The organism is Fischerella muscicola PCC 7414, from assembly GCF_000317205.1.
GTDB lineage: Bacteria > Cyanobacteriota > Cyanobacteriia > Cyanobacteriales > Nostocaceae > Fischerella > Fischerella muscicola.
In genome coordinates, this window is the sequence record NZ_AJLK01000172.1 from 1 (window position 1) to 22,631 (window position 22,631).

The window sequence follows — 22,631 nt, forward strand, 5'->3', positions numbered from 1 at the left end:
TTCAAGTGTGCTATCTAACAGGGAATTTAGCCCAAAATCCCGCCCTCAAATAAATTTGGAGCGTGGGGCTAAAACCCACTCCAAGTGGGTTGAAGGGCTTATTGATTCAGTCTACTTAAAGTAGACTTTGACTATTAGGGCGCTGTTTACTTGCAGGCTAGTTAATTGCTTAGTCTGGATAATATTTATCGAACTCACGTTAATTTTAATCATGCTTTCTCAGAAAGGGTGCGTTTTATAATAGACCTCCAGCAAGATCCATAAGGCAATGACATTTCCAAAAATGAAGCGATCGCTCTTTTAGCCTAGAAAAACAAAAGAGCGATCGCCTTCAATTACCTACAAATACAACTTTAGTATCTCTGCTTGCATTTGTGTATTTACACCCAGCAATGCCCGATTAACTGCACTTAATATTGCCAATATCGAAGCAGTGACGATATTAGAATGAATACCTACACCGTGCAATGAACCTGGAATAAAATCACCTGCAATTTCAACATAGGCGATCGCATCTGCGTTACTACCACGATTGCGCGATCGCTCTTCGTAATGATGAATTTGCACACCCAAACCTAAAGCATTGACAAAAGCGTCAATAGGCCCATTGCCTCGACCGTGAAGTGTGATCGTTTTCTCATGCAGTTGCAATCTGACTGAAATATTTTGCACTCCACTATAATCATCAGTTTCAGATAAGTAATGAGTCATATACTTCAGTGGCGTGCAAGCTTGCAAATACTCTTGCTCAAATAGCTGCCAAATCTCAGCAGAAGACATTTCCTTCCCAGAAGCATCCATTGCCTTTTGTACAGCTTGACTAAACTCTATCTGCAAGCAGCGAGGCAACACTAAATCATAATCCCGTTCCAACAAAAAGGCGATCCCACCTTTCCCTGACTGGCTGTTCACCCGCACTACAGATTCATAAGTGCGTCCCACATCTGCTGGATCGAGGGGTAGATATGGAACTTCCCACACTGCGTCAGGTTTTTGGACAGCAAAGCCTTTTTTAATGGCGTCTTGATGGGAACCGGAAAAAGCGGTAAATACTAAATCACCGACGTAGGGATGACGGGGATGAATGGGTAATTGCGTGCAATCTTCAATGATTCTCGCAACTTCGTTGATATGAGAAAAATCTAACCCAGGATGGATGCCTTGAGTGTAGAGATTCATTGCCAGGGTGACTACATCCACATTGCCAGTGCGTTCGCCATTGCCAAACAAACAGCCTTCAACTCTTTCTGCACCTGCCATTTGGGCTAGTTCTGCTGCTGCTACTGCACAACCACGATCATTATGGGGATGGACACTGAGAATCACGCCATCTCTGGGAGTTAAATTGCGGTGCATCCACTCTACTTGATCGGCAAATATATTGGGTGTGGTGACTTCGACACTTGCAGGTAGATTGATAATAGCTTTGTGCTGTGGTGTGGGTTGCCAGATATCTAAAACAGCATTGCAGATTTCTTGAGCAAAGTCTAATTCTGTAGCTGTAAAGATTTCGGGTGAATATTGAAATTGCCAGTTTATATCTAGTTGTTCTGCTGCCAACTTTGTAAATAGTTTTGCTGCTGAAACAGCCAAATTAATTGTTCCCAGACGATCTAAACCAAAAACAACGCGACGAAATACAGGAGAAGTGGCATTATACAAATGCACGATCGCTCGTTTTGCTCCCTTTAAAGCTGCAAAGGTGCGACAAATTAATTCTTCTCTAGCTGGTGTTAAAACTTGAATAGTAACATCATCAGGAATTAATTCCTGTTCTATCAAATATCGAACAAAATCAAACTCAGTTTGTGAAGCGGAAGGAAAAGCGACTTCTATTTCTTTGCAACCAATGCTTACCAAAAGCTGAAACAGACGTAACTTGCGCTGAATATTCATCGGTTCAATCAACGCCTGATTCCCATCTCTTAAATCAGTACTTAACCAAATTGGGGGATGAGTAATTGTTTTATTTGGCCAGGTGCGATCGCTTAAACTAATTGGTGCAAATGGGCGATATTTTGTTGCAGGATTCTTTAACACGTTCGTTTTTTCCTTTGTTGTTGATCATTGTTGTGAGGCGTTGTGGCAAAAGCTATCGCAGAAAAAATAGGGTTATCAGGTTGCCACTTTGTCCAAACCTGAGAACCCACAGATAGTCGTAGTAATGCCTCAATTGTTAGATGTAGTTGCATAAGAATCTCCAAGTGAAAATTTCAAATAGTTTTAGGTAGACAAACTCGTAACCATTAGGCAGCTTTTGCACTATAGACAAAGAAGTGCATGGTAGTGAGACTACCGTGCTTGTACAAACTGCAACCTTTAATGCTATTTAAATAGTGATTAATTATTAGCTGATTAATCAACTAACGTTTATCTGTTTTGAAAAGTTAAACGCTGAGTTTAACTTTCTGGAAGCTTGATTTGAGAATATGTGAAATCTATTTGCGCGCTAGGCGCAGTAGCAGCCCTAGCCCTACTAGGAGGCTAGAAATTAGTTGTAGAGGTAGCTGCTTGAAAAACATAGTTTTAAACAATTAACACATACTACAGAGAATGATAAAGCCTAGAGAATAAATAGGTCAAGTTATACCATTTTAGATTTTGGATTGGAAATTGCTTTGTGCATCTGAGTTGGTGTCAATCCATCTATCGCCATCATCTTGGAAATTGGGATTCACAGCATCTGCTGAGTAGTACTCAATTACATTGATTGTGATAGGCTGCGAGATCCCAGATTTTTTAAAAAAGTCGGGGATCTCGCCCCTCGCAAAGAGTCAGAACTTATCTGGCCAAGTAGTAAGTAAAATTCTTCAGCTACCCAGCTAGCAACATTCCCCAATTTTAAGCCGCAGACCAACAAAGAGGGGTAGGTTCTAAACCTACCCCTACTTCTTCTAAAATACTGCGTCCAACTGCTGCTGCTACTGGCTTTAAACTATCAACTAAATCCACCATATCTTCTAAAGACAAGGCTTGACGGGCGTCAGAAACGGATTTTTCCGGTTCTGGGTGACATTCAATAATTAAACCATCTGCACCACAGGCAACAGCAGCCCTCGCAACAGGTGCTACTAACTCTCGCTTACCAACTGCATGGGAAGGATCTACAATCACGGGTAAGTGGGTGATTTGCTTGAGTGCTGCTACTGCTCCTAAATCCAACACGTTGCGGGTATAGTTATCAAAACTACGGATACCCCGCTCACACAACACTACATCTGGGTTGCCGTGGCTTAAAATATATTCGGCTGCCATAACAAATTCTTCAATTGTCGCTGCTAAACCACGTTTGAGGAGAATGGGTTTACCAGCTTGTCCTAAAGCTTTGAGTAAATCGAAGTTTTGCATATTGCGACTACCTACTTGCAGCATATCAGCGTGTGCAGCAACTACTTCGATTTGAGAGATTGTCATGACTTCAGTTACAATTGGCAGATTATAACGCGATCGCACTTGTGCCAAAATCTTCAATCCCTCCTCGCCCATTCCCTGAAAAGCATAGGGAGAGGTACGAGGTTTATAAACACCACCACGCAAAGCATTTACAGATGCAGGAGATAGCTTTTGGGCAACAGTCTCCATTTGTTCGGTGTTTTCAACTGTGCAAGGTCCCCCAATAATTACTACTTCTTTACCACCAAAAGCAACTGTTTGAGAAATTTTCACAGTGGTTTGATGGTGAGAATGGGGTTTAGCGGCTAATTTGGCATTGATCATCTTCCGGCTCTCCTGAAAAATAGAGTAATGGTTAGTAGTTAATGGTTGGTGGTTGATTGGTAGGGGTACAAAGCTTTGGGCATGTACAGTAGTCATTCCAAACAACCAAGAAAAAACAAAACCCGGAACCTTGGTGAAGTTCCGGGTGCTGGCGTTTCATCGGCATGACACTTTACCCGGAACTTGTTCTGGGCCAAAAGTAAAAGTAAAACCAGCTACCGAAGTAAATCATGACGATGGCATTCTCCTTAAAAAACAAAAACCGCAGAGTTTGCTCTGCGGTTCACCGGGCGGTTTCCATTAGGAAACTAAATTCACTCCCGGTGAACCACCCTAAACCAGTAATAATAGTAGGAATTGCTGCTAAACATGTGCGAGGTGCTTTATTTGAAAAATTTAATTTAGACCTATATCCAAGAACGATAACAGACGGTTTGAGTATCGTCAATACCTTTTCCGGAAATAGCAAGAAGGATAAGAAATGAAAATATTGAGAACGGCAATAGAAAAGTATAAAATATTTGTTTTTTTACCTACGTAAAATCTAGAGAATCCAGTAGATGGCCCCACAATCTAAAATAAACGATAGACTCATTACAATGTTGAGGTTCAAAAGTAGTTGTGTGCTTGCGTAGATACTAAGCAGCTTGTTATTAGACATATCGCTCTCAGAAATTTAAGATGCCTATGTTAGTGTACTGACATAATTCAATAGCAAGTAGGAGCGAAGCATTTGTACGAAGATATTTAGTTTTGAACTAAAAGATACCCAGCCCATAGCTTCGCCCGTACAGTAGATAGTGGTTAGTAGTAGGTAGAAACACACAGCTTTTCCTGCGTACAGTAGCTAGTAGAACCAAATAACAAACAATCAACAACTAACAACTACCAACTAACTATTTTGATTAATTCTCGGCTGAATTCTAGTGATTGTATTATGCCTAGCTCCAAATCCAACATTTTAGCCACATCATTTGACTATAAAGGAGTTTATCCCTGTCCAGTTTGTCATGTTGGCAAGATTAGTAATATGCCATTGATGGAGGCAATGTCTTGTGATTTTTGCCATCAGATTTTCACTGTTAATTTAGAACAGCAACAATTAGTTCTACCTTCTAGACAACCTCCTTTAATTTGGCGTTGGAATGGCTTTAACTGGACAGAAGCTCATTTAGAAGGAGTAGAATTTGGTTGGAGTTATGTGGTAGCAGCAATTGCTTTTATATTTCTGCCTACTGCTTTAATTGGAACAGTAGCTTATATTTTTCCGCCACATCCATATGCCCCTTTATCTTGGGTTCCATATATCTGGACGATATTAACTTTTTTGTCACATTTCGCAATTATTGTGTGGCTTTTGATTGAGATTTATCAGATTCCAGTGAGGGCATATTTGCGAGCTATGCGACAACGTTTAATTGATCGCTAAATTATAGTATTGTAATGTCTCAGCTACAGCAAAGCGTATCTCAGCATTGCTACTATTTTGAAGCATTTTTAAAGCAGCTGCGATCGCTTGGTCAGGATAAATTAATTGTCCCAGTTGTTTGACATAGTAAAGCTGTGCAAAAGGTTTTTCTTGGGGTAGCTGGGTAAGCACATACTCTTTGTATTTTGCTAGAAAGTGGTTCTCAAAGCCCAGCGCCTGCTCACACAAACCGCGTAACAACTGTCGCTGATCTTTCTCTACTGGTACTATCTATCCAAGGATCACAGCTACTAGCAAAAAATTAATAGTAGGAAAAATTGTATTTTAAAGTACTGGACTTAAACCTAAAAATAAGTAAGCTTACTGTTAAAATCAAACTATTGAGCGTGTGACGCAGGTAAATCTGGCTTGATTTTTGGTAATACAGGCATTACAAAAAATTGATAATCAAGTTGACTAGCTAAAGCAATTGTTACAATTTCTTAGACAATCCTATCAGAGCAGAGCAGTATGACATTGCTCTAACTGTCGCCAAAGCAACAGAAAAACTGCGAATTTCAGCTGAAATATTCCCAATAGCAGAAACACTAGACAAAGAATTTAGCTGATAGTTGGTTGCATCACTCATAATTAAGTTGATTATTACCAAAAGTCTTATGAGAGAGCTGGAGCGGTATTATCGGGTGTTAGAGTTAGAGCCTGGAGCAAGCCTAGAGGAGGTGAACCAGGCTTACAAAGACTTGGCTTTTATTTGGCATCCCGATCGCATCCCCCTAGAAAATCAGCGTCTAAGAGAAAAGGCGCAAAAAAAGTTACAAGAAATTAACGAGGCTAGAGAAAAATTGCGCTCTCTCAAAACCAAGCATCAAATTCCCCATCATTCCCATCACTCCCATCACTCCTATCACTCGTATCAGCCTTATCAGCATCATTCCCCACCACCCCCACCAAAAAAGCCACAAACAAAAACTACCTATCAATCAGCAAACCCTCAATCAGTAAACCCTCAATCAGCAAACCCTCGCTCAGCAAATCCTCAATCAGCAAACTCTCAATCAGCAAACTCTCGTTCAGCAAATCCTCAATCAGCAAATCCTCAATCAGCAAACCCTCAATCACCAAACTATGAACCACCCAAGCAAAACCCAGACTTGAGTGGCAAAGATTTTAGCCATGCCAATTTAAGTAATAAAGACTTATCTGGCAGAAACTTGAGTTACGCCAACTTGAGTGGTGCAAATCTCAGTGATGCTTTTATGCATAAAGTCGTCCTCAGAGGTGCGGATTTATCTGAAGCCAACTTGTTTAGGGCTAACTTACTTTTGGCAGATTTGCGAGAAGCTAATCTCCGGAATACTAACTTAATTGGTGCTGACTTGAGTGGTGCTGATTTGCGTGGTGCTGACTTGACAGGCGCACGTGTTCGTTCTGGCGATCGCTTACTCGTAAAACTGATTGGTGCTAACCTAAGTGGTGCTATCATGCCCGATGGCAATGTTCATGACTGATAATGGTTGATGGTTGGTTGTTGGTGGTTGATTGGAATAACCAACAAACAACAAACAACTAACAACAAACAACTAAGAAAAACTCCATGAATATAACAATCATTGGTTGTGGTTATGTAGGTTTGAGAGTTGCTCAATATTGGCAGCAAGAATGTAATTTTATTGTCACTGCAACCACAACCACTCCTGAACGAGTTGCAGAACTAGAAACTATCGCCCAACGAGTGATAGTCTTACAAGGCAATGACTTTGAGAAGCTAAAATCAGTTTTAAAAAATCAAGATGTTGTACTTCTGAGTGTTGGTGCAAAAGGACCTAATACTTATGAAGAAAGCTATTTACAAACTGCTCGTAATTTAATTTCAGCTTTAAAGCAAACTCCCAGTGTTCAACAACTAATATATACCAGTAGTTGTTCTGTATACGGCGAACAAAATGGTGCATTAGTAGATGAAGAAACACAAGTTGCACCAACAACTCCTGGTAGTGAAATTCTCTACGCTACTGAGCAAGAATTACTTTCAGGATCTAGTGATAATCTCCGTGTGTGTATTTTACGTTTGGGGGGAATCTATGGTCCTAATCGAGAACTAGTAAAAATATACAGCCGAATTGCTGGTACAACTAGTCCTGGAAATGGTGAAGAACCAGCAAATTGGATTCATGTTGATGATATTGTTGCTGCTATAGAGTTTGCCCGTCGTCATCGTTTGCAAGGAATTTATAATCTAGTTGATAACGATGAATTGACAACTAGAGAAGTATCTGATCGTGTATGTGAAATACATAATCTGCCCAAAGTTACCTGGGATTCTTCCTTAAGTAGCAAGCGTCCATACAATGCCAAGATATCAAATAAAAAAATAAAAGAAGCTGGATACGAATTCATTCATCCCCAGATGATTTTTTGTTGATAATCTCAGAAATCCTATCTCATGATTACTCAAAATCAAACAGCATCTTCCACCCAGTTTTACACTTGGCAAAAGTACCGTTGTGCTTACGCAGTTCATCAACCAACCAATGCCACGCCTACTGGTATACCCCTGCTATTAATTCATCCTATTGGCGTAGGTTTATCGCGGCAATTTTGGCAACGTTTTTGTAATGAATGGTATCAACAACAATACCAAAATTTAATTTATAACCCTGATTTACTCGGTTGTGGTGAAAGTGATCAGCCTCATATAGCTTACACCCCCAGTGATTGGGCAGAACAATTACAATTCTTTTTAAAAACAGTTGTACAAAAACCTGTGATTGTGATAGTCCAGGGTGCTTTATTCGCAGTTGCCATTGAATTAGTCAAAAAAGAACCAAATTTAGTCGCAGGGCTAGTATTAGCATCTCCTCCAGCTTGGCCTTTGATCACAAAAGAATTACCAAAATGGCAACCAAAATTAATTTGGAATCTGTTAGATTCGCCCTTAGGTAATATATTTTATCGGTACGCCCGGAGAGAAAAATTTTTGCGTGATTTTTCAACTAAACAACTTTTTGATCTCAAAGAAGACGTTGATTCAGAATGGCTGAATACATTGCGTGCAGGCGCGCAAAATACTGCTAGTCGCTATGCTGTTTTTTCATTTTTAGCTGGGTTCTGGTTACAGGACTATAGTCATGCGATCGCTACCATTAATCAACCCACATTAGTAGTTTTGGGTGAACATATATCGAGTATTGCCAAAGAAGGTAAAAAACTCGAACCAGATGCATGGTTGTCTGATTACCTTACAGCTTTACCCCAAAGTCGTGGGATAAAAATTTTTGGGCGCAATGTTTTACCATACGAATCTACGGCTGAATTTGTGAAGGCAATATCACCGTTTATAAATGAATTTTCTTGAGGTTATAACTCTATTAGAGACTATTTATAAAGTAAATCTTAAGTAGGATAAGCAAAAAGCGGCGAGTGATTTTATTTTTACTTTATAAATAACCTCTTAGAAGCTTAACTGAAATTTAAATTTAACGAAACAAGAGTTAGTAGTTAATGGTTAGTAGTATTTAGTTTTTTGTTGGTTGTTTGGAACCAACAATCAACAACTAACAATCAACAACTAACTGTTATGCAAATTGACTTTCATCATGGTGTCACCTACGTAGTCGCACGACTAGCCGGATTTGAACATAAAGCTGCTAGTATCATTGCATACTGCGCTCAATACGTAGATGATGCCACAAATGCAGGGATCATCCGCTTTGATAACGGTGCGCTGTATAGGCGCATCAGTTCCGCCCACAAAATGCTTAACTACCGCAACTTCCAAGAACTGGCAAATCATCGGGTTTGGATTCCCTTTCATTTTCTACCCGGAAATGGTGGCAAAAAAGTAGGAGAATATCTGACGAGTAGCTTTATTGACAAGCTTATCTGTCGTCCTAACAGCTACGTAGCTCAGGATATGGTGAATGAATGCATTCGTCACCGTGATTCTATCTATGGACTGCATCGCCTTGGGGTCACTATGCATGTATATGTAGATACGTGGGCGCACCAGGGATTTGCTGGTGTAAATCATCGAGTTAATGAAGCTAAAAAGTTGGTTGATGAATATGGCAATCCTGATCGCAGTCTGATGGATCGTCTCAAAAATTACTTTGTCAGTGAAGCTTTACCTCTGGGACATGGGGCAGTTCTGAGTCACCCAGACAAACCCTACTTACGTTGGGGTTACACCAATGGACGGGGTGAGAAAATCACTAGGGATAATCCGAAAGATTTTTTGGAGGCGGCTGAGTGGATGTGTAAAGCTATGCAGCGCTATATAGTAGGCAATCCAGATGCAGATGTACCAGGATTGCCTAAATCTGACCGAGATACAATAGCTTCCATGCTCCAAAATATTACTTATAACAAAGGTAGTGTTAGACACCAACAATGGTTGCAAGCGATCGCCGAAGGTAAATTTAGTTTTGGTAAAGAATATGTTACTTATATCCCTAAAGGCAAAAACTCTTGGAAATATCTAGCCCTTGGTACAGAAGAACATATAGACCGAGACAACGAAATATTTTCCTACCACACCACCTTTTTAGCTAGCGATTGGAAACTATTTCACGATGCCTTAAAGGCACATCATTTTTATATTATTCACGAGTTATTACCTAAATACGATATCTGTGTTGCTTGATACTATTTCCATAGTAGTACTCAACCACATAAGTTCTGAGGAGTTGCGAGGGGTCAGATCCCCGACTTTTTAAAAAAGTCGGGGATTTCCCAACATATCAAAATCAATGTGGTTGAGTAGTAGTGAGATTAATAAAGATTGTCTTTTTCACCACAAAGACACCAAGAAAAATTCATTTCAAGGCTGACACGTTAACAGGAGTATCCAAATCACTATTGTTGGCTAACAAAAGATTAGTAGCATTCACAACAACTTGTGCAGCTGCTGTGAAAAAGGAGCGTTCAATATTCAAGGGAGTATCGCTAGCTTGATGATAGTGGGGAGTACGGAGATTAGCTGTATCTGTTACTAGTACAGCACCCACCCCTTGCAACCAGAAAGGCGCATGATCGCTACGTAGGGTATCTGGGGTGAGCAAGCCTTTGAGAGGAACTGGCAATGTAAATATAGGTGGTAGATTTTTGCTCACCTTTGCCAGGGAGGAACGCGAGAGCAAATGTGAGTTTTCAAAAGCCTTCAGCATTGGTAAATGTTCTGTATCGCCCACTACTGCCAGAAAATCTCCTTTGTCGCTGGGTGGGGTTATTGGTAAATTGGCAGGATATTGCTGGCAACCAGCAGTGTAGCAAGCGTAACCAACCATATCCATAATGATTGCACCGTGTAAGTTTTGTAGGTTTGCTACTTTGGCTGTAAAGGCTTGACTCCCTAGTAATCCTGCTTCTTCTTTGTCAAAAAATGCTAGTTGTAATGTCCGGGGTGTGGGACGAGAACCCAGTAACCGAGCAATTTCCAACGCCACAGCAACACCACTAGCATTGTCATCAGCACCAGGGGAGATAGCAACGGTGTCGTAATGTGCGCCTACTAAAATTGCTCCTGCTGTTTTATCAGTTCCTTGGCGTTCAGCAAAGATGTTAACGCCTTCGGAGAAGTTTTGTAGTTGGGGTTTCCAGCCAAATTTTTTCAGTTGGGAAATTATATAAGTGCGGGTACGCGATCGCTCTGTATTGGTGTAGCGTTTAAAATTTAAGTTTTGAATATGGGCAAATAGCTTTTGTCCTGACACTTGGAGGGGAGAAGACACGGAGATCACCAAAGGCGGGGATGCTTTGAGCTTTTCAACATCTTGCTGCGCTGGATCTGAATTTTCTACGTTCACAGTTTCGATCACAGCTGATTGCTGATGTTGTTGCCATAACCCGCTACTACCTATCGCCGCAAATGCCACCACTACTGCCAGCAGCAACCAAATCCATTTTTTCATCCTTCAACCTTAAAATTGACCGATGATTCCTCAATGGTACATGCCCCTAGATTTATCTATAGGAATCAATTCAAAACCCAAAATTGTTTGACTTTTCCAAAAAAAAGCTTGACAATTTCCAATGTATTGGGCATAATTAAAAAGTTGCAAATCAAGGGACTGTAGTTCAATTGGTTAGAGCACCGCCCTGTCACGGCGGAAGTTGCGGGTTCGAGCCCCGTCAGTCCCGTTAAAGCAAGATGCTAGCCATAAAGCTAAACTTGAATATGCTTATCAAGTATTATAGCTACAACTAGCGTAACAAAAGTAAACAGAAGTTATGCACTGTTACATTAGATGACGGCTGAAAGCGCCCCACTGGCAGCGCCCCACCTGCGATGAATATAAAGAAACACTTTTTCCTCCCCTACATCCACGTTCATTCAGAGGAGTTAATTTCCTTCTGCTTTGAAAGTAACCTCACCTCCTCCCCTCTCCGTGAGTTCACCAGAGGGGTGTCCTCTCTTGACGGGGTGAGGTTTTTGATGGCAAAGCTCGTGAAATTTTTTCATCAGCACTGCCTTCTGGCAACTAAGCCTCCTGCCTCCTGGAATAACCTACAATGATCATGCTTTGCCATAATCAATAATTAGCGAATTTGCTGTGACTGTTAGAGTACGTATTGCCCCCAGTCCAACTGGAAACTTACATATTGGTACAGCAAGAACGGCTGTATTTAACTGGTTGTTTGCCCGTCACCACGACGGAAAGTTCATATTGCGGATTGAAGACACAGATCAAGAGCGATCACGTCCCGAATATACAGAAAATATTCTCCAGGGTCTGCGCTGGCTAGGATTAAACTGGGATGAAGGGCCTTTCTTCCAAACCCAACGTCTAGAGATTTATAAACAAGCGGTACAAAGTCTCTTAGATCAAGGACTAGCCTATCGCTGCTACACCACTGCTGAAGAACTAGAAGCATTACGAGAAGCCCAAAAAGCTAGAGGTGAGGCTCCTCGTTATGACAATCGTCATCGAAATTTGACACCAGAACAAGAAGCTGCATATAAAGCCGAAGGGCGTAGCTTTGTAATTCGTTTCAAAATTGATGATGACCGAGAAATTGTTTGGAATGACTTGGTAAGAGACAAAATGGTGTGGCGGGGTAATGATTTGGGTGGTGACATGGTCATTGCTCGCGCCGCAGCCGATGGTATTGGTCAGCCTTTGTATAACTTTGCTGTGGTGGTAGATGACATAGATATGCAAATTACCCATGTCATTAGGGGAGAAGACCACATCGCCAACACTGCCAAGCAAATTCTACTTTATGAAGCCTTTGGCGCAAAAGTACCAGAGTTTGCCCATACACCCTTAATCTTAAATCAGGAAGGACGCAAGCTTTCTAAACGAGATGGCGTCACCTCTATTTCTGACTTTAAACAAATGGGCTTCACTGCTGAAGCTTTGGTCAACTACATGACATTGTTGGGTTGGTCGCCTCCTGACTCGACCAAAGAAATTTTTACTTTGTCAGAAGCAGCCCAACAGTTTAGCTTTGAACGTGTGAATAAAGCAGGTGCAAAGTTTGATTGGGCAAAGTTAGATTGGATCAACAGTCAGTATATCCACGTAATGCCTGTAGACAAACTGACCGATTTATTGATTCCTTATTGGGAAGAAGCTGGGTATAAACTGACTAGAGGACGGGAAGAACGTTCTTGGTTAGAAAAACTAGTAGTTTTAATTCAACCTAGTTTGACTCGGCTTGTGGATGCTGTAGCTATGAGCAAACTGTTTTTCACCGATGCAGTGGAATATAGTGAGGAAGCTACTGTGCAACTCAAACAAGAAGGTGTTGCTAGTGCGATAGAGGGGGTGATTGCTGCACTACAGAATCAACAGGAATTCAACGAAGCCAGCGCCCAAGATATTATCAAGCAAGTAGTCAAACAGCAGAACGTCAAAAAAGGTTTGATCATGCGTAGTTTGCGAGCAGCTTTGACTGGAGACATGCATGGTCCTGATTTGATTCAATCGTGGTTGCTACTGCATGAGATTGGGTTAGATCAGCCGCGCTTAGTTCAAGCAACAGCAAAATAAAAAATTATGAATTCCAAATTCGGAATTTATAGTCCCAAATGCTGAATAGGATTGATTCTTGACTAACCTAATAAAGTCCTGAGGGGGGTGAATAATATTTCCTGATTAGGGAACATATGTAGTAGGGGCGCGACTGTGCGCCCCTACCACTATTTAGTAAAAAAACTTTTTATGACAAAACAGAACACAAAGATATTATTTGTCGTCTATATTTTTGATATCTGAGCAATTTCCCTCAATTTAGGAACTTGGTATGTAAAATAAGTGTCACTAATAACACTGAGAAAATTTTAGACAATCATCTAAATTAAAATGCCAAGAAAAGTAATAAATCTGGGAATAAAATTGTCGTTGACGATCGCCAGCATCCTGATCGCATCAATAATTAAGACGGTAGCAGTTGCAGACGAAACACCAACACCACCACCCATCTTTGGCGATGTCAGCATCAATCCCAAGTTTCTTCCAGATCCTTTTGAGGTTCGTGGGATGAGTGGGGGTTCATTACCAGGAAATCAAGTTGTTGGTAAAAGCGAAACTTCCACAGGCGCATGTACAGGATTTGTTGATCAAAAACCAGACCATCATCTGGAGTTAGGAAAGAAATTTGACTACCTAAAACTGCAAGTAGACAGCCCTGAGGACACAACCTTGATAATCACTGGCCCTGGTGGCACTTGGTGCAATGACGATTTTGATGGTAAAAATCCTGGTATTGTTGGCGAGTGGCTACCCGGAACTTATCAAATTTGGGTTGGTTCCTACAATAAAGAAGAGTATTTTCCTTATACTCTCAAAGTTACAGAAGCAAAATGAAAATTGTTAGTGGTTAGTGGTTGGTGGTAATTATCCCACTCCCACTTTCTTTTTTAGTGCTTTGTATTAGAATTAAGTTAAATTTAATTAAGATTATTTTTGGCGCCATGGCTTTGCCATGTAGCTCTCTTAGCTGCATGGCTAACTGCGTCAAAATATTCAGATAAAACAAAATGGATTTATAAATATCCGTTTCCCAGCGATATCGTGATGGAATGACATCGCTGATTAGTTGTATATCGGCATCTAGAGGCAAAACAAGATGAAATTCTCCTGGAGAGTCCTAGTTCTCTGGACATTGCCAGCTCTGGTAATTGGCTTTTTCTTCTGGCAGGGTGCATTTGCTGGCGCTCCTGCGGATATGGGTAGAAATACAGCCAGTACACGTATGACCTATGGTCGCTTTCTGGAATATTTAGATGCTAATCGCGTCACAAACGTAGATTTCTATGAAGGCGGCAGAACAGCAATTGTGGAAGCTGTAGATCCGGATCTCGACAATCGTGTCCAGCGAGTGCGGGTAGATTTGCCAATCAATGCTCCTGAGCTAATTACCAAGCTCAAAGATAAGGGAGTGAGTTTTGATGCCCACCCGATGCGAAATGACGGTGCTATCTGGGGACTTATAGGAAATCTAATTTTTCCAATCTTGTTGATTACTGGATTGTTCTTTTTGTTCCGTCGCTCCAGCAACTTACCTGGTGGCCCCGGTCAAGCCATGAGCTTTGGTAAATCTAGAGCTCGTTTTCAAATGGAGGCTAAGACTGGAGTTAAATTTGATGATGTTGCTGGAATTGAAGAAGCCAAAGAAGAACTCCAAGAAGTTGTTACCTTCCTCAAACAGCCAGAAAAATTTACTGCTGTTGGCGCCCGTATTCCTAAGGGAGTCCTGTTAGTAGGGCCTCCTGGTACTGGTAAGACTCTATTAGCAAAAGCTATTGCTGGAGAAGCGGGGGTTCCCTTCTTCAGTATCTCTGGTTCAGAATTTGTAGAAATGTTCGTAGGTGTGGGTGCATCCCGCGTCCGTGACTTGTTCAAAAAAGCCAAAGATAACGCCCCCTGTATCATCTTTATCGATGAAATTGATGCCGTTGGTAGACAACGGGGTGCTGGTATTGGCGGTGGTAACGACGAACGGGAACAAACCCTCAACCAACTACTGACAGAGATGGACGGTTTTGAAGGTAACACTGGCATCATTATTATTGCTGCCACCAACCGTCCCGACGTATTAGACGCAGCATTGTTGCGTCCCGGACGTTTTGACAGACAAGTAACTGTCGATGCACCAGATATTAAAGGGCGTTTGGAGATTTTAAAAGTTCACGCCCGCAATAAGAAATTAGACCCAAGTGTGTCTTTAGATGCGATCGCTCGTCGTACTCCTGGGTTCACCGGTGCCGATTTAGCCAATTTACTCAACGAAGCTGCCATTCTCACCGCTAGACGCCGTAAAGAAGGCATCACCCTGACAGAAATTGATGATGCTGTGGATCGGGTAGTTGCTGGGATGGAAGGTACACCCCTGGTAGATAGCAAGAGCAAGCGTTTAATTGCTTATCATGAAATTGGCCATGCCTTGGTGGGAACTGTCCTCAAAGACCATGACCCAGTACAAAAAGTTACTTTGGTTCCACGGGGACAAGCACAGGGTTTAACTTGGTTTACTCCCTCTGAAGAGATGGGTTTGATTACTCGTTCTCAAATCAAAGCCAGAATTACAGGTGCTTTAGGTGGTCGTGCTGCTGAAGATGTGATTTTTGGTAGAGATGAAATCACTACTGGTGCTGGAAACGACCTGCAACAGGTGAGCAACATGGCCCGGCAAATGGTAACTCGCTTCGGGATGTCTGACTTAGGCCCTCTTTCCTTAGAAAGCCAGACGGGTGAAGTATTCTTGGGTCGGGACTGGATGACTCGTTCTGAATACTCAGAAGCGATCGCAGCCCGGATTGATGCACAAGTCCGCACGATTGTGGAAGAGTGTTATGAGAATGCCAAGCGGATTATGCGTGAAAATCGCACTCTTATGGATCGTTTGGTGGACTTGCTGATTGAGAAAGAAACTATCGACGGCGAAGAGTTCCGTCAGATTGTGGCTGAGTACACTCTTGTGCCTGAAAAGCCCCAGTTTACACCAATTCTTTAGGTTGGTTGAGTTTTTAACTTAATAATTTTTAGTTTCCCCGCGTCTATAAATACAGACGTGGGGATATTTATTTGAAACTTGATGTCAGCAGCGACAAGAATTATGTTTTTTAGGTATCGAACACCGATGGACACTGATAGATTATTCGTGTGTATTTATGGTGGCTGTGGGTGTTTGTTGATGCAGACAGCATTAAATTAAGTTTTTGTCAATAAACAAAGAATTTGTCCCAGGGAATGTCTACAGGGGCGTCATGGTAGACAATATCAATCATCGTCAGCAGTAAAGGTAGGGCTTTAGCGTCTAAATTGCCTTGCTGTATCATGTTTTCTACTGTTGGGGCGATCGCTAAAGCTAAGGAAGCACCTTCTATGGTATCGTTGGGCATATACTGGGCTTTTGCTTGACTGTAGGGCATACCTAAACCTAAAAGACGACCCATGCGGCTATTGCGTCCGCCCTGACAGGTAACGTACAAATCACCAGCACCAGGAAGGGTGTAGACGTTGTGGAGTTTTCCTCCCATCTTTTCTACTAAATAAGCTGTTTCTAACATGCCTTGGGCAAAGATAGCCGCAGCGAGGTTGTGCATTTCCGCGCTATTCTCTGCTTTGCCTGCTTTTTCTAGGAGTCCAATCACCAATCCGACAGCGAGAGCATAGACATTCTTCATGGCGACACACACTTCTGTGCCAATCATGTCGGTATTAGTCCAAACGTGATAGTAAGGTGTACGTGCTAACCCAACCAGCCAGTCTAGTAAGGCTTGATTTTGATTTGTAAATACTACACAAGTATGACGACGGGCAGCTAGTTCTTGAGCAATAGAAGGGCCGCCAATAGCAGCAATTTGTACTTGATCCCGATACTCAATAGGCAACCCAGCCCTAAGAACATCAGGTAATATAGATAACTTTTCGCCATCACCCGCCAATCCCTTTGTTACCATCAAAATAGGAATTTTCGGTGACAACAAATTGCTAAGGGCTTCCGCTACCCAGTTGATACCGTGAGAGTTAACACCGATGACCAATAAATCCGCACCTGTTATTACTTCACCCAATTGATCATGGGTATAAGCTTTAACGCTTTCAGCAACACGGATGCCTAAGCGTGGATGGGGATAACCAGCTTGAAGCTTAGTAATAATGTCATTGTCTAAATGTGTACCGACCAGATGTACGATATGTCCGTTATCTGTCAAGGGGACACTAACAGCAGTTCCCATGACCCCAGCACCCAAAATTACTATTTTCGCCATCTTGTTCTATTACTCCACGGTTGCTATTCAAAAAATTAACTGCTAGTTAATGCTTTAGCAAGAAGGTCAGGATAAGACAGATGGGGGCAATGTCCAGAAGCTAGTTCAATGGCATCGACTCCTAAGCGCTTGCGTGTAGCGTAACGTGACCATGTAGGAGATATGATTCGGTCATTGGTACAAACAATATATTTACGCTCAACCTTTGGCAAAGCTTTGAGAGGATTCGTTTCAAAAATATATGCCATGGATTGTTGCGAACGACTTTTTGAAATTGCCCACTGTGCTACATTCGGTTGACAGTCATGATAGAACAAATCCATTAATACTGCTGCGTCTGAAAAATCTTTCCCTACGGAAGCTGGTTCAAACATACCAGGCTCATTGTGGAACTGTTGGAGTTTACTTGGGTCTTTTGGCTGGTAATTTAATGATTTGAGCGTATCAGCATCAAGATGATGAGAAAATTGGTCGAGTGTACTAATTCCAGGATAGGGAATCAGTCCACCCACAAACACTAGTTGACGCACTTTTACTGCTTCTGCAACTAGGGGAATTATTGTACCAGCCATTGAGTGACCGACTAGGACAATATCATCATCAGTTTTGGGCAGCGCTTGAATTACTACATCCGCAAATTGGGACAAAGTAGCAGATGCATTTTCAATTGGTAAATCCATTGCTACAGTTTTGTGACCCTGTGCTTCTAAGTAGGGAATTAGCAAATCCCAACACCAAGCGCCTTGGAAGGCACCATGAACTAGACAAAAAAGACTCATATCAATTGAATAGTGGGAATGGTGGACGAGATATAACTTCAACAACCAAGAAAATTCATGGTTGAACCAATGGTTGAACCGCCAACTCACCCAAGCCAACCCCAGCTAATAAATCTCTCCAATGTGTTTGCAATGTACGATTTTGAGGATTTGTCTGGCGCAATTGTCCTAGTGTAGTGAGGGCATCGTACCAAAAGCCATTCTCAGCATAAATCGCAACCTGTTGTAATGGCTGTGCTTTTTGTAACTGCTTAACTAAGCTTTGATTGGGGTTTAGGCGGACAATTACTCCTTCTACATAAATTGGGGTTGATTGCTTTTGGGGATCACAGTAAATATTCAAGAACCAACGGTACTGTTTACCTACTTGCAATGACGGAGTGTTTTCGGGTACGGGAACTTTGATAATACCTGCTTTTGCTGGTAGAGCGATCGCACTGTTATAAACTGAATCTTTGGTTTGATCATCCAGTAGGACAAACTCAGCTGGATAGCCAGAACTCTTGGTGTATGGTAGATAAAACCATAGCTGAGGGTGCGCTTCTGTGGTTAAGCCCCAAACATTTGTTACCGATGCTGGCTGCTCAGTCAGAGGTACTAAAGCAGTTAAGGGTGGTTTAACATCGGGACAACTACCTCTTCTGGCTCCACCGAAACGGCGACCTCCAGGAGCAGGACCAGGCGGCAAATTGGGCAAATCAACCTTTATAGTTCCGCTTTTAGGAGGCTGGGGTGAGGTTGGTTGTGAAGGTTGAGTTGGTATTGACTGCGCTACAACCAAGGAGAAACTATTCAGTAAGCTGGTGCTACTAAGGGTAAATACTAAAATAATTTGATTTAAATTTAACTTCATAAAATCTCCGTAATTTTAGTGTTTTTTATAGAAGAAAGCGTAATTTAGTTATCAGTTAACAGTTATCAGATTCTATTAATCACTGCGGCTGGTGCTGATTCCTAACAACCAACAACCAACTACTAACCACTAACTACTAACCAACAACCGACAACAAATTACTCTTTACTAATTGCTGTCATACCTGCTGTTGCTATAAGTGCTAAAGCTGATGGAACAAAAGGAACCCAATACCCTTGAATGAATAAACCAAAGCAGAAAATATAAAGAATCCCGCAGCCAACTACAACAAAAATTAGCAAGCGTGTCCAAGAGTGTCGCATTTGCCAAGCTAGTAATCCTCCTGCTACTGACCAAACCCAAATCCACATGACTTCAGCAAAGGGATTCCATGACCGCAGGAGTGGACGACCGTCTAAAACTGCACTGAGAATTTGGCTAACCATGTGAGCTTGTACTAATACTCCTGACATTTGTTTGTCTAATTCAGTACTATAGGGTGTAGCCCAATAATCTGGAAAATCACCTTTAGCAGTGACACCAATCAAGACTATTTTGTTTTTGATCGCGTTGGGGTTAATTGGAGCAGATAAAAGTTGTGTCAATGACACTTGTTCAGCAATTCGCTTTGAGGAACGGTAGTTGAGTAAAATTTGACCACCGTTAGTATCAATACCTTGATAACCGCCTGTTCGTGGTTTTAAGAGTGATAAATTAACATCACCAATTTGGAAATCACCTGTGGGAGTAAATTTTGGTTTAATTCCTTGGGCCTCTAAATAGCGCAGTGCTAGCTGTAAGCTAAGAGAATAGGAAGCAGGACAAGGTGAGGTTGGTTCTTGGTTCATAAATAGCAAATGCCGACGTACCACCCCATCAGCATCATGAACAAAGTCACTAAAACCTAAGCGGGATTGGGGAATTTCTGGAGGTGGTTCGATACCACTAGTATTGATTGTTGCATCGCTACCTTTGCAGACTCCTACTAAGTTGTCTGTTTGCTGGAAACGATTCTGTAAATTTGCTGACTCCGCTGGAAAATCACGGTAAATATCTAGACCGATCGCTCGCGGTTGATGCTGCTGAAGTTTCTCCAAAACTTTGTTCAGAGTTTGATCAGACACAGATGTCCCTTTCAAAGATTCGCCTCTGCGACGTTGCGCTGCAATATCAGCATCTCCAACGGTTACTAATAATAGACGTGGATCAGGATCTTCATTGATGAGAACTGAACGCGATCGCATCATCAAATCAAAGGCTTGTAAATCCCAATTTTGTAAGACTTCTAAAAATTTCAAGCCAGTAGGAATTGCAGTAATAAAGACACTATTAATGAAAAAATAAATAATTATACGTAATAAATTAGAAGAACTATAACTTCGTTTGACAGGGTTGTGTGGAGCAACCCAACCTGTGAACTCTTGCCAAGTGGGAGGTATTTCTGCCAAATTCTGAAAAATTACTGGTAGCCAAGTAGCACAAGGAAATCTATCTTCTAAGCCTTGCAATCTTTCCCGTGCCTCTCGCACTGCTAAGTATAAAGGTTCACCATTAGCAAACCCATCCAGAAAATACTTCAAAAATTCCTGTGCGACTAAATCTGGTACAGGTTCGCGCATCACGATCATCTGAGGAATGTGCAGATTGGCTAGTTTTTCTGCTAGTCCTAAGCCATCACAGGAGTTGAAAATTGCCAACTGCAAGCCTCGTTCCACTGCTTTTTTTAAGGCGTATTTTAATTCGTCAATTGTGAGACTATCAGTTTTATTTAAATAAATCTTGCCGATGCGATTATTTCCTTGACTAGAACTGTGTCCAGCGAAAAACAGAATATCCCAGTTTTTTTGCCAAAGACAATCATTTAATTCCTTACGCTGTGGTTCAACTAAAAAGCTGACTTCCGCTGTGGGTAATGCTTGGAGTAAAGCTTGATCTGTCTGAGTATCAATCCCTTGACTATTACCAATAATTGCTAAAATATTTACTTTTTTATTATGGGTTTTCTTGGCAGCAATGCGCTCGTATCTTGGAGGTGCGATGGCAATTTCCGCCTTGGGGTAGCGTTCCAGCACGTCCCAAAGATGCCAGGGCAAACGCTGCAATTCGCGATTTTCTGTTTGTAAAATGACTCGTACTATATCCGTAGGCAATAATCTTTCTAGCCATTTTTCACGGACAGGACGAAACTCCGCAGCTAGTAGCCAGGAATTAAGATGCGATCGCAATATATATGCAGTTTGATCACACTCTTTGACTATCGATACATTTGTTACTTGTACCTTGTCAGCAGATAAGCGATAACGGTTGTCTAACCTCGAATAGCTAGACTGCCACTCTTCATATTTGTGTAATAATTCTGTTGCTGGTGGTAATCTACCTGCAATTTCGGAATCAGGTAACTTACCTTCTTCACCAATTTGTAGGGTAACGGCAAATCCTTGCTCAAAGCTACCGTCAGCAAATTTTAGAACTACTAACTTACCCATAGTTGAAAAAGATGGGGAGATGGGGGAGTGGGTGGAGTATGAGGAGTGGAGAACGATTAAGAACTTTTGACCGTTGACACTTGACCATTGATCCTTAACCATTGACTAAATGACAAAATGTTCTTTTACACAGGCATCATAGAGTGCTACTTGAACGGTAAATTCTTCTTTGGGTTCTCCTCTGAACTTTAATTGAATATAATTATCTGCACTTCTAGCTTGGGCTTCTAAAAATACTGCTCCTGATTTGTTTAAAACAGTGAGTTGCACTCCTGGGGTGAGGTAATTTTGATTGTTAGCAGGATACAGTTGTACGAGAACGCTGGTTTGTTGATCTGCTTGGGGGCTAATTTCTACAACCAACATAACGAATTGGTTGGCAATCTGGATTCCTAAGTCAATTAATTTTCCTCGTCTCACCACTGTTTCTTGCTGATTATTAGTTTCATCTTCGAGCAAGTTGCCACTTCTGAACGCAAAAGCTGGAGCTATTTCTGGTTGATTCCACAAGGATTCTATGGTTTGCCATCCTGCTTCAAATATACCTGTAAACCATTGGCTCAAATTTACCAATTCTGGAACTGGTAATGTAAAAGTAGGTGCTAGGTGTTCAATTAAATCTTCCAACGGTTGCAGTTGAGTTAAAGGTATCTCTTCGGTGGCGACACTAGGGAGAAATCCTAGTAATTTTGCCTCTTGCAGAGATTCGTCTACTTGCACAAACACGTAACCTACTCGTTCTTCCCAAGTTTCAGGCGGAACATAACCAATTTGTTGATCCAATAGTACAGGGCGACATTCCAAACGCCCAATTCCTGGCAACTCCAAATCAGCTACATCAGCACACAAACGCATAATCGGATTCCAACTGTCGCTTGCTTTCAAATCAGTAGGAAGACCCATCATTTGTAAATAATCATTAACTGCTAATACACACAGGGTATTTAAACGGACTCGTTCCGCAATCTGCGGATATGGTAGTTGATGAGCAAACTGCTGGGCAGTAGTGCGGGCCGCTTGAGTGATGGGCAGTGTTAAAGCAATATCATCAAATTTATAGGTTTGGTGTGACATGGATCATTCCCCAAGGTTTAATGCTGCTGTATATAGGTCGCGCTTAATAACAAAAATTACGCAAAAAAATAAT

Annotated in this window: 17 protein-coding genes and 1 tRNA gene; 9 read left to right on the forward strand and 9 right to left on the reverse strand. The window is 41.6% G+C overall.

What is annotated here, in order from left to right:
- Positions 1-339 precede the first annotated feature (339 nt).
- Together leuA and aroF are read right to left on the reverse strand one after the other, a co-directional pair.
- The gene (gene leuA, locus UYI_RS0127335) at positions 340-2,040 is read right to left on the reverse strand and encodes a 2-isopropylmalate synthase (RefSeq protein ID WP_016869867.1); all 1,701 of its coding nucleotides are present in this window, start codon (positions 2,038-2,040) and stop codon (positions 340-342) included.
- Positions 2,041-2,841: 801 nt separating this feature from the next.
- Positions 2,842-3,717, reverse strand: coding sequence for a 3-deoxy-7-phosphoheptulonate synthase (gene aroF / locus UYI_RS0127345; protein ID WP_016869869.1), 876 nt, complete (start codon positions 3,715-3,717; stop codon positions 2,842-2,844).
- Between the two features lie 937 nt (positions 3,718-4,654).
- Between aroF and UYI_RS0127355 the strand changes: the two genes are divergently transcribed.
- Positions 4,655-5,146 carry a hypothetical protein gene (locus UYI_RS0127355; protein ID WP_016869871.1) on the forward strand — a complete coding sequence of 164 codons (492 nt, stop codon included), beginning with the start codon at positions 4,655-4,657 and terminating at the stop codon, positions 5,144-5,146.
- Here the strand turns inward: UYI_RS0127355 and UYI_RS0127360 are convergent.
- Complete coding sequence (locus tag UYI_RS0127360) at positions 5,132-5,317, reverse strand: hypothetical protein (protein ID WP_162140425.1); 186 nt, start codon at positions 5,315-5,317, stop codon at positions 5,132-5,134. The genes UYI_RS0127355 and UYI_RS0127360 overlap by 15 nt on opposite strands.
- A gap of 485 nt (positions 5,318-5,802) precedes the next feature.
- Here UYI_RS0127360 and UYI_RS0127370 point away from each other — a divergent pair, with 485 nt between their 5' ends.
- From UYI_RS0127370 to UYI_RS0127385, 4 genes are all read left to right on the forward strand, one after another.
- Positions 5,803-6,654 (forward strand): pentapeptide repeat-containing protein, encoded by an 852-nt coding sequence (locus tag UYI_RS0127370; RefSeq protein WP_016869874.1) that lies wholly within the window; start codon positions 5,803-5,805, stop codon positions 6,652-6,654.
- Between the two features lie 86 nt (positions 6,655-6,740).
- Positions 6,741-7,568 (forward strand): SDR family oxidoreductase, encoded by an 828-nt coding sequence (locus UYI_RS0127375; protein WP_016869875.1) that lies wholly within the window; start codon positions 6,741-6,743, stop codon positions 7,566-7,568.
- A 21-nt stretch (positions 7,569-7,589) separates the two neighbouring features.
- Positions 7,590-8,501, forward strand: a complete 912-nt coding sequence (locus tag UYI_RS0127380; RefSeq protein WP_016869876.1) for an alpha/beta fold hydrolase — start codon at positions 7,590-7,592, stop codon at positions 8,499-8,501.
- Positions 8,502-8,723: 222 nt separating this feature from the next.
- Positions 8,724-9,788 carry a DUF6765 family protein gene (locus UYI_RS0127385; protein ID WP_026086210.1) on the forward strand — a complete coding sequence of 355 codons (1,065 nt, stop codon included), beginning with the start codon at positions 8,724-8,726 and terminating at the stop codon, positions 9,786-9,788.
- A 172-nt stretch (positions 9,789-9,960) separates the two neighbouring features.
- Here the strand turns inward: UYI_RS0127385 and UYI_RS0127390 are convergent, their stop codons facing one another.
- Positions 9,961-11,055 (reverse strand): M28 family peptidase, encoded by a 1,095-nt coding sequence (locus UYI_RS0127390; RefSeq protein ID WP_016869878.1) that lies wholly within the window; start codon positions 11,053-11,055, stop codon positions 9,961-9,963.
- 155 nt (positions 11,056-11,210) lie between these two features.
- On the opposite strand from UYI_RS0127390, the gene UYI_RS0127395 reads away from it, so the two are divergent.
- The 4 genes from UYI_RS0127395 (at position 11,211) to ftsH2 (ending at position 16,105) form a co-directional block, all read left to right on the forward strand.
- A tRNA-Asp gene (locus tag UYI_RS0127395) sits at positions 11,211-11,284 on the forward strand.
- A 413-nt stretch (positions 11,285-11,697) separates the two neighbouring features.
- Entirely contained in the window at positions 11,698-13,140 is a 1,443-nt protein-coding gene (gene gltX / locus UYI_RS0127400) for a glutamate--tRNA ligase (RefSeq protein ID WP_016869879.1), read from the forward strand.
- 312 nt (positions 13,141-13,452) lie between these two features.
- The gene (locus UYI_RS0127405; RefSeq protein ID WP_026086211.1) at positions 13,453-13,956 is read left to right on the forward strand and encodes a hypothetical protein; all 504 of its coding nucleotides are present in this window, start codon (positions 13,453-13,455) and stop codon (positions 13,954-13,956) included.
- Positions 13,957-14,218: 262 nt separating this feature from the next.
- Complete coding sequence (gene ftsH2 / locus UYI_RS0127415) at positions 14,219-16,105, forward strand: ATP-dependent zinc metalloprotease FtsH2 (RefSeq protein WP_016869882.1); 1,887 nt, start codon at positions 14,219-14,221, stop codon at positions 16,103-16,105.
- Between the two features lie 208 nt (positions 16,106-16,313).
- Here the strand turns inward: ftsH2 and UYI_RS0127420 are convergent, their stop codons facing one another.
- The 5 genes from UYI_RS0127420 to UYI_RS0127440 all read right to left on the reverse strand — a co-directional run bounded on the left by UYI_RS0127420 (position 16,314) and on the right by UYI_RS0127440 (position 22,558).
- On the reverse strand, positions 16,314-17,366 hold the full coding sequence (locus UYI_RS0127420) for an NAD(P)H-dependent glycerol-3-phosphate dehydrogenase (protein WP_016869883.1): 1,053 nt from the start codon (positions 17,364-17,366) through the stop codon (positions 16,314-16,316).
- A gap of 35 nt (positions 17,367-17,401) precedes the next feature.
- Positions 17,402-18,145 (reverse strand): alpha/beta fold hydrolase, encoded by a 744-nt coding sequence (locus UYI_RS0127425; protein ID WP_016869884.1) that lies wholly within the window; start codon positions 18,143-18,145, stop codon positions 17,402-17,404.
- 55 nt (positions 18,146-18,200) lie between these two features.
- Positions 18,201-18,998 carry a DUF928 domain-containing protein gene (locus UYI_RS0127430; protein ID WP_016869885.1) on the reverse strand — a complete coding sequence of 266 codons (798 nt, stop codon included), beginning with the start codon at positions 18,996-18,998 and terminating at the stop codon, positions 18,201-18,203.
- A 158-nt stretch (positions 18,999-19,156) separates the two neighbouring features.
- Positions 19,157-21,484, reverse strand: a complete 2,328-nt coding sequence (locus UYI_RS0127435; protein ID WP_016869886.1) for a CHASE2 domain-containing protein — start codon at positions 21,482-21,484, stop codon at positions 19,157-19,159.
- Positions 21,485-21,589: 105 nt separating this feature from the next.
- Complete coding sequence (locus UYI_RS0127440; RefSeq protein WP_016869887.1) at positions 21,590-22,558, reverse strand: DUF1822 family protein; 969 nt, start codon at positions 22,556-22,558, stop codon at positions 21,590-21,592.
- Positions 22,559-22,631 lie beyond the last annotated feature (73 nt).

Excerpts from the sequence above, each read along its gene's own strand:
- UYI_RS0127435 (WP_016869886.1), bottom strand. The coding sequence starts at position 21,484 with ATGGGTAAGTTAGTAGTTCTAAAATTTGCTGACGGTAGCTTTGAGCAA.
- UYI_RS0127425 (WP_016869884.1), bottom strand. The coding sequence starts at position 18,145 with ATGAGTCTTTTTTGTCTAGTTCATGGTGCCTTCCAAGGCGCTTGGTGT.
- UYI_RS0127405 (WP_026086211.1), top strand. The coding sequence starts at position 13,453 with ATGCCAAGAAAAGTAATAAATCTGGGAATAAAATTGTCGTTGACGATC.
- UYI_RS0127375 (WP_016869875.1), top strand. The coding sequence starts at position 6,741 with ATGAATATAACAATCATTGGTTGTGGTTATGTAGGTTTGAGAGTTGCT.
- UYI_RS0127370 (WP_016869874.1), top strand. The coding sequence starts at position 5,803 with ATGAGAGAGCTGGAGCGGTATTATCGGGTGTTAGAGTTAGAGCCTGGA.
- UYI_RS0127355 (WP_016869871.1), top strand. The coding sequence starts at position 4,655 with ATGCCTAGCTCCAAATCCAACATTTTAGCCACATCATTTGACTATAAA.
- UYI_RS0127390 (WP_016869878.1), bottom strand. The coding sequence starts at position 11,055 with ATGAAAAAATGGATTTGGTTGCTGCTGGCAGTAGTGGTGGCATTTGCG.
- UYI_RS0127440 (WP_016869887.1), bottom strand. The coding sequence starts at position 22,558 with ATGTCACACCAAACCTATAAATTTGATGATATTGCTTTAACACTGCCC.
- ftsH2 (WP_016869882.1), top strand. The coding sequence starts at position 14,219 with ATGAAATTCTCCTGGAGAGTCCTAGTTCTCTGGACATTGCCAGCTCTG.
- UYI_RS0127380 (WP_016869876.1), top strand. The coding sequence starts at position 7,590 with ATGATTACTCAAAATCAAACAGCATCTTCCACCCAGTTTTACACTTGG.
- UYI_RS0127430 (WP_016869885.1), bottom strand. The coding sequence starts at position 18,998 with ATGAAGTTAAATTTAAATCAAATTATTTTAGTATTTACCCTTAGTAGC.
- UYI_RS0127420 (WP_016869883.1), bottom strand. The coding sequence starts at position 17,366 with ATGGCGAAAATAGTAATTTTGGGTGCTGGGGTCATGGGAACTGCTGTT.
- aroF (WP_016869869.1), bottom strand. The coding sequence starts at position 3,717 with ATGATCAATGCCAAATTAGCCGCTAAACCCCATTCTCACCATCAAACC.
- UYI_RS0127385 (WP_026086210.1), top strand. The coding sequence starts at position 8,724 with ATGCAAATTGACTTTCATCATGGTGTCACCTACGTAGTCGCACGACTA.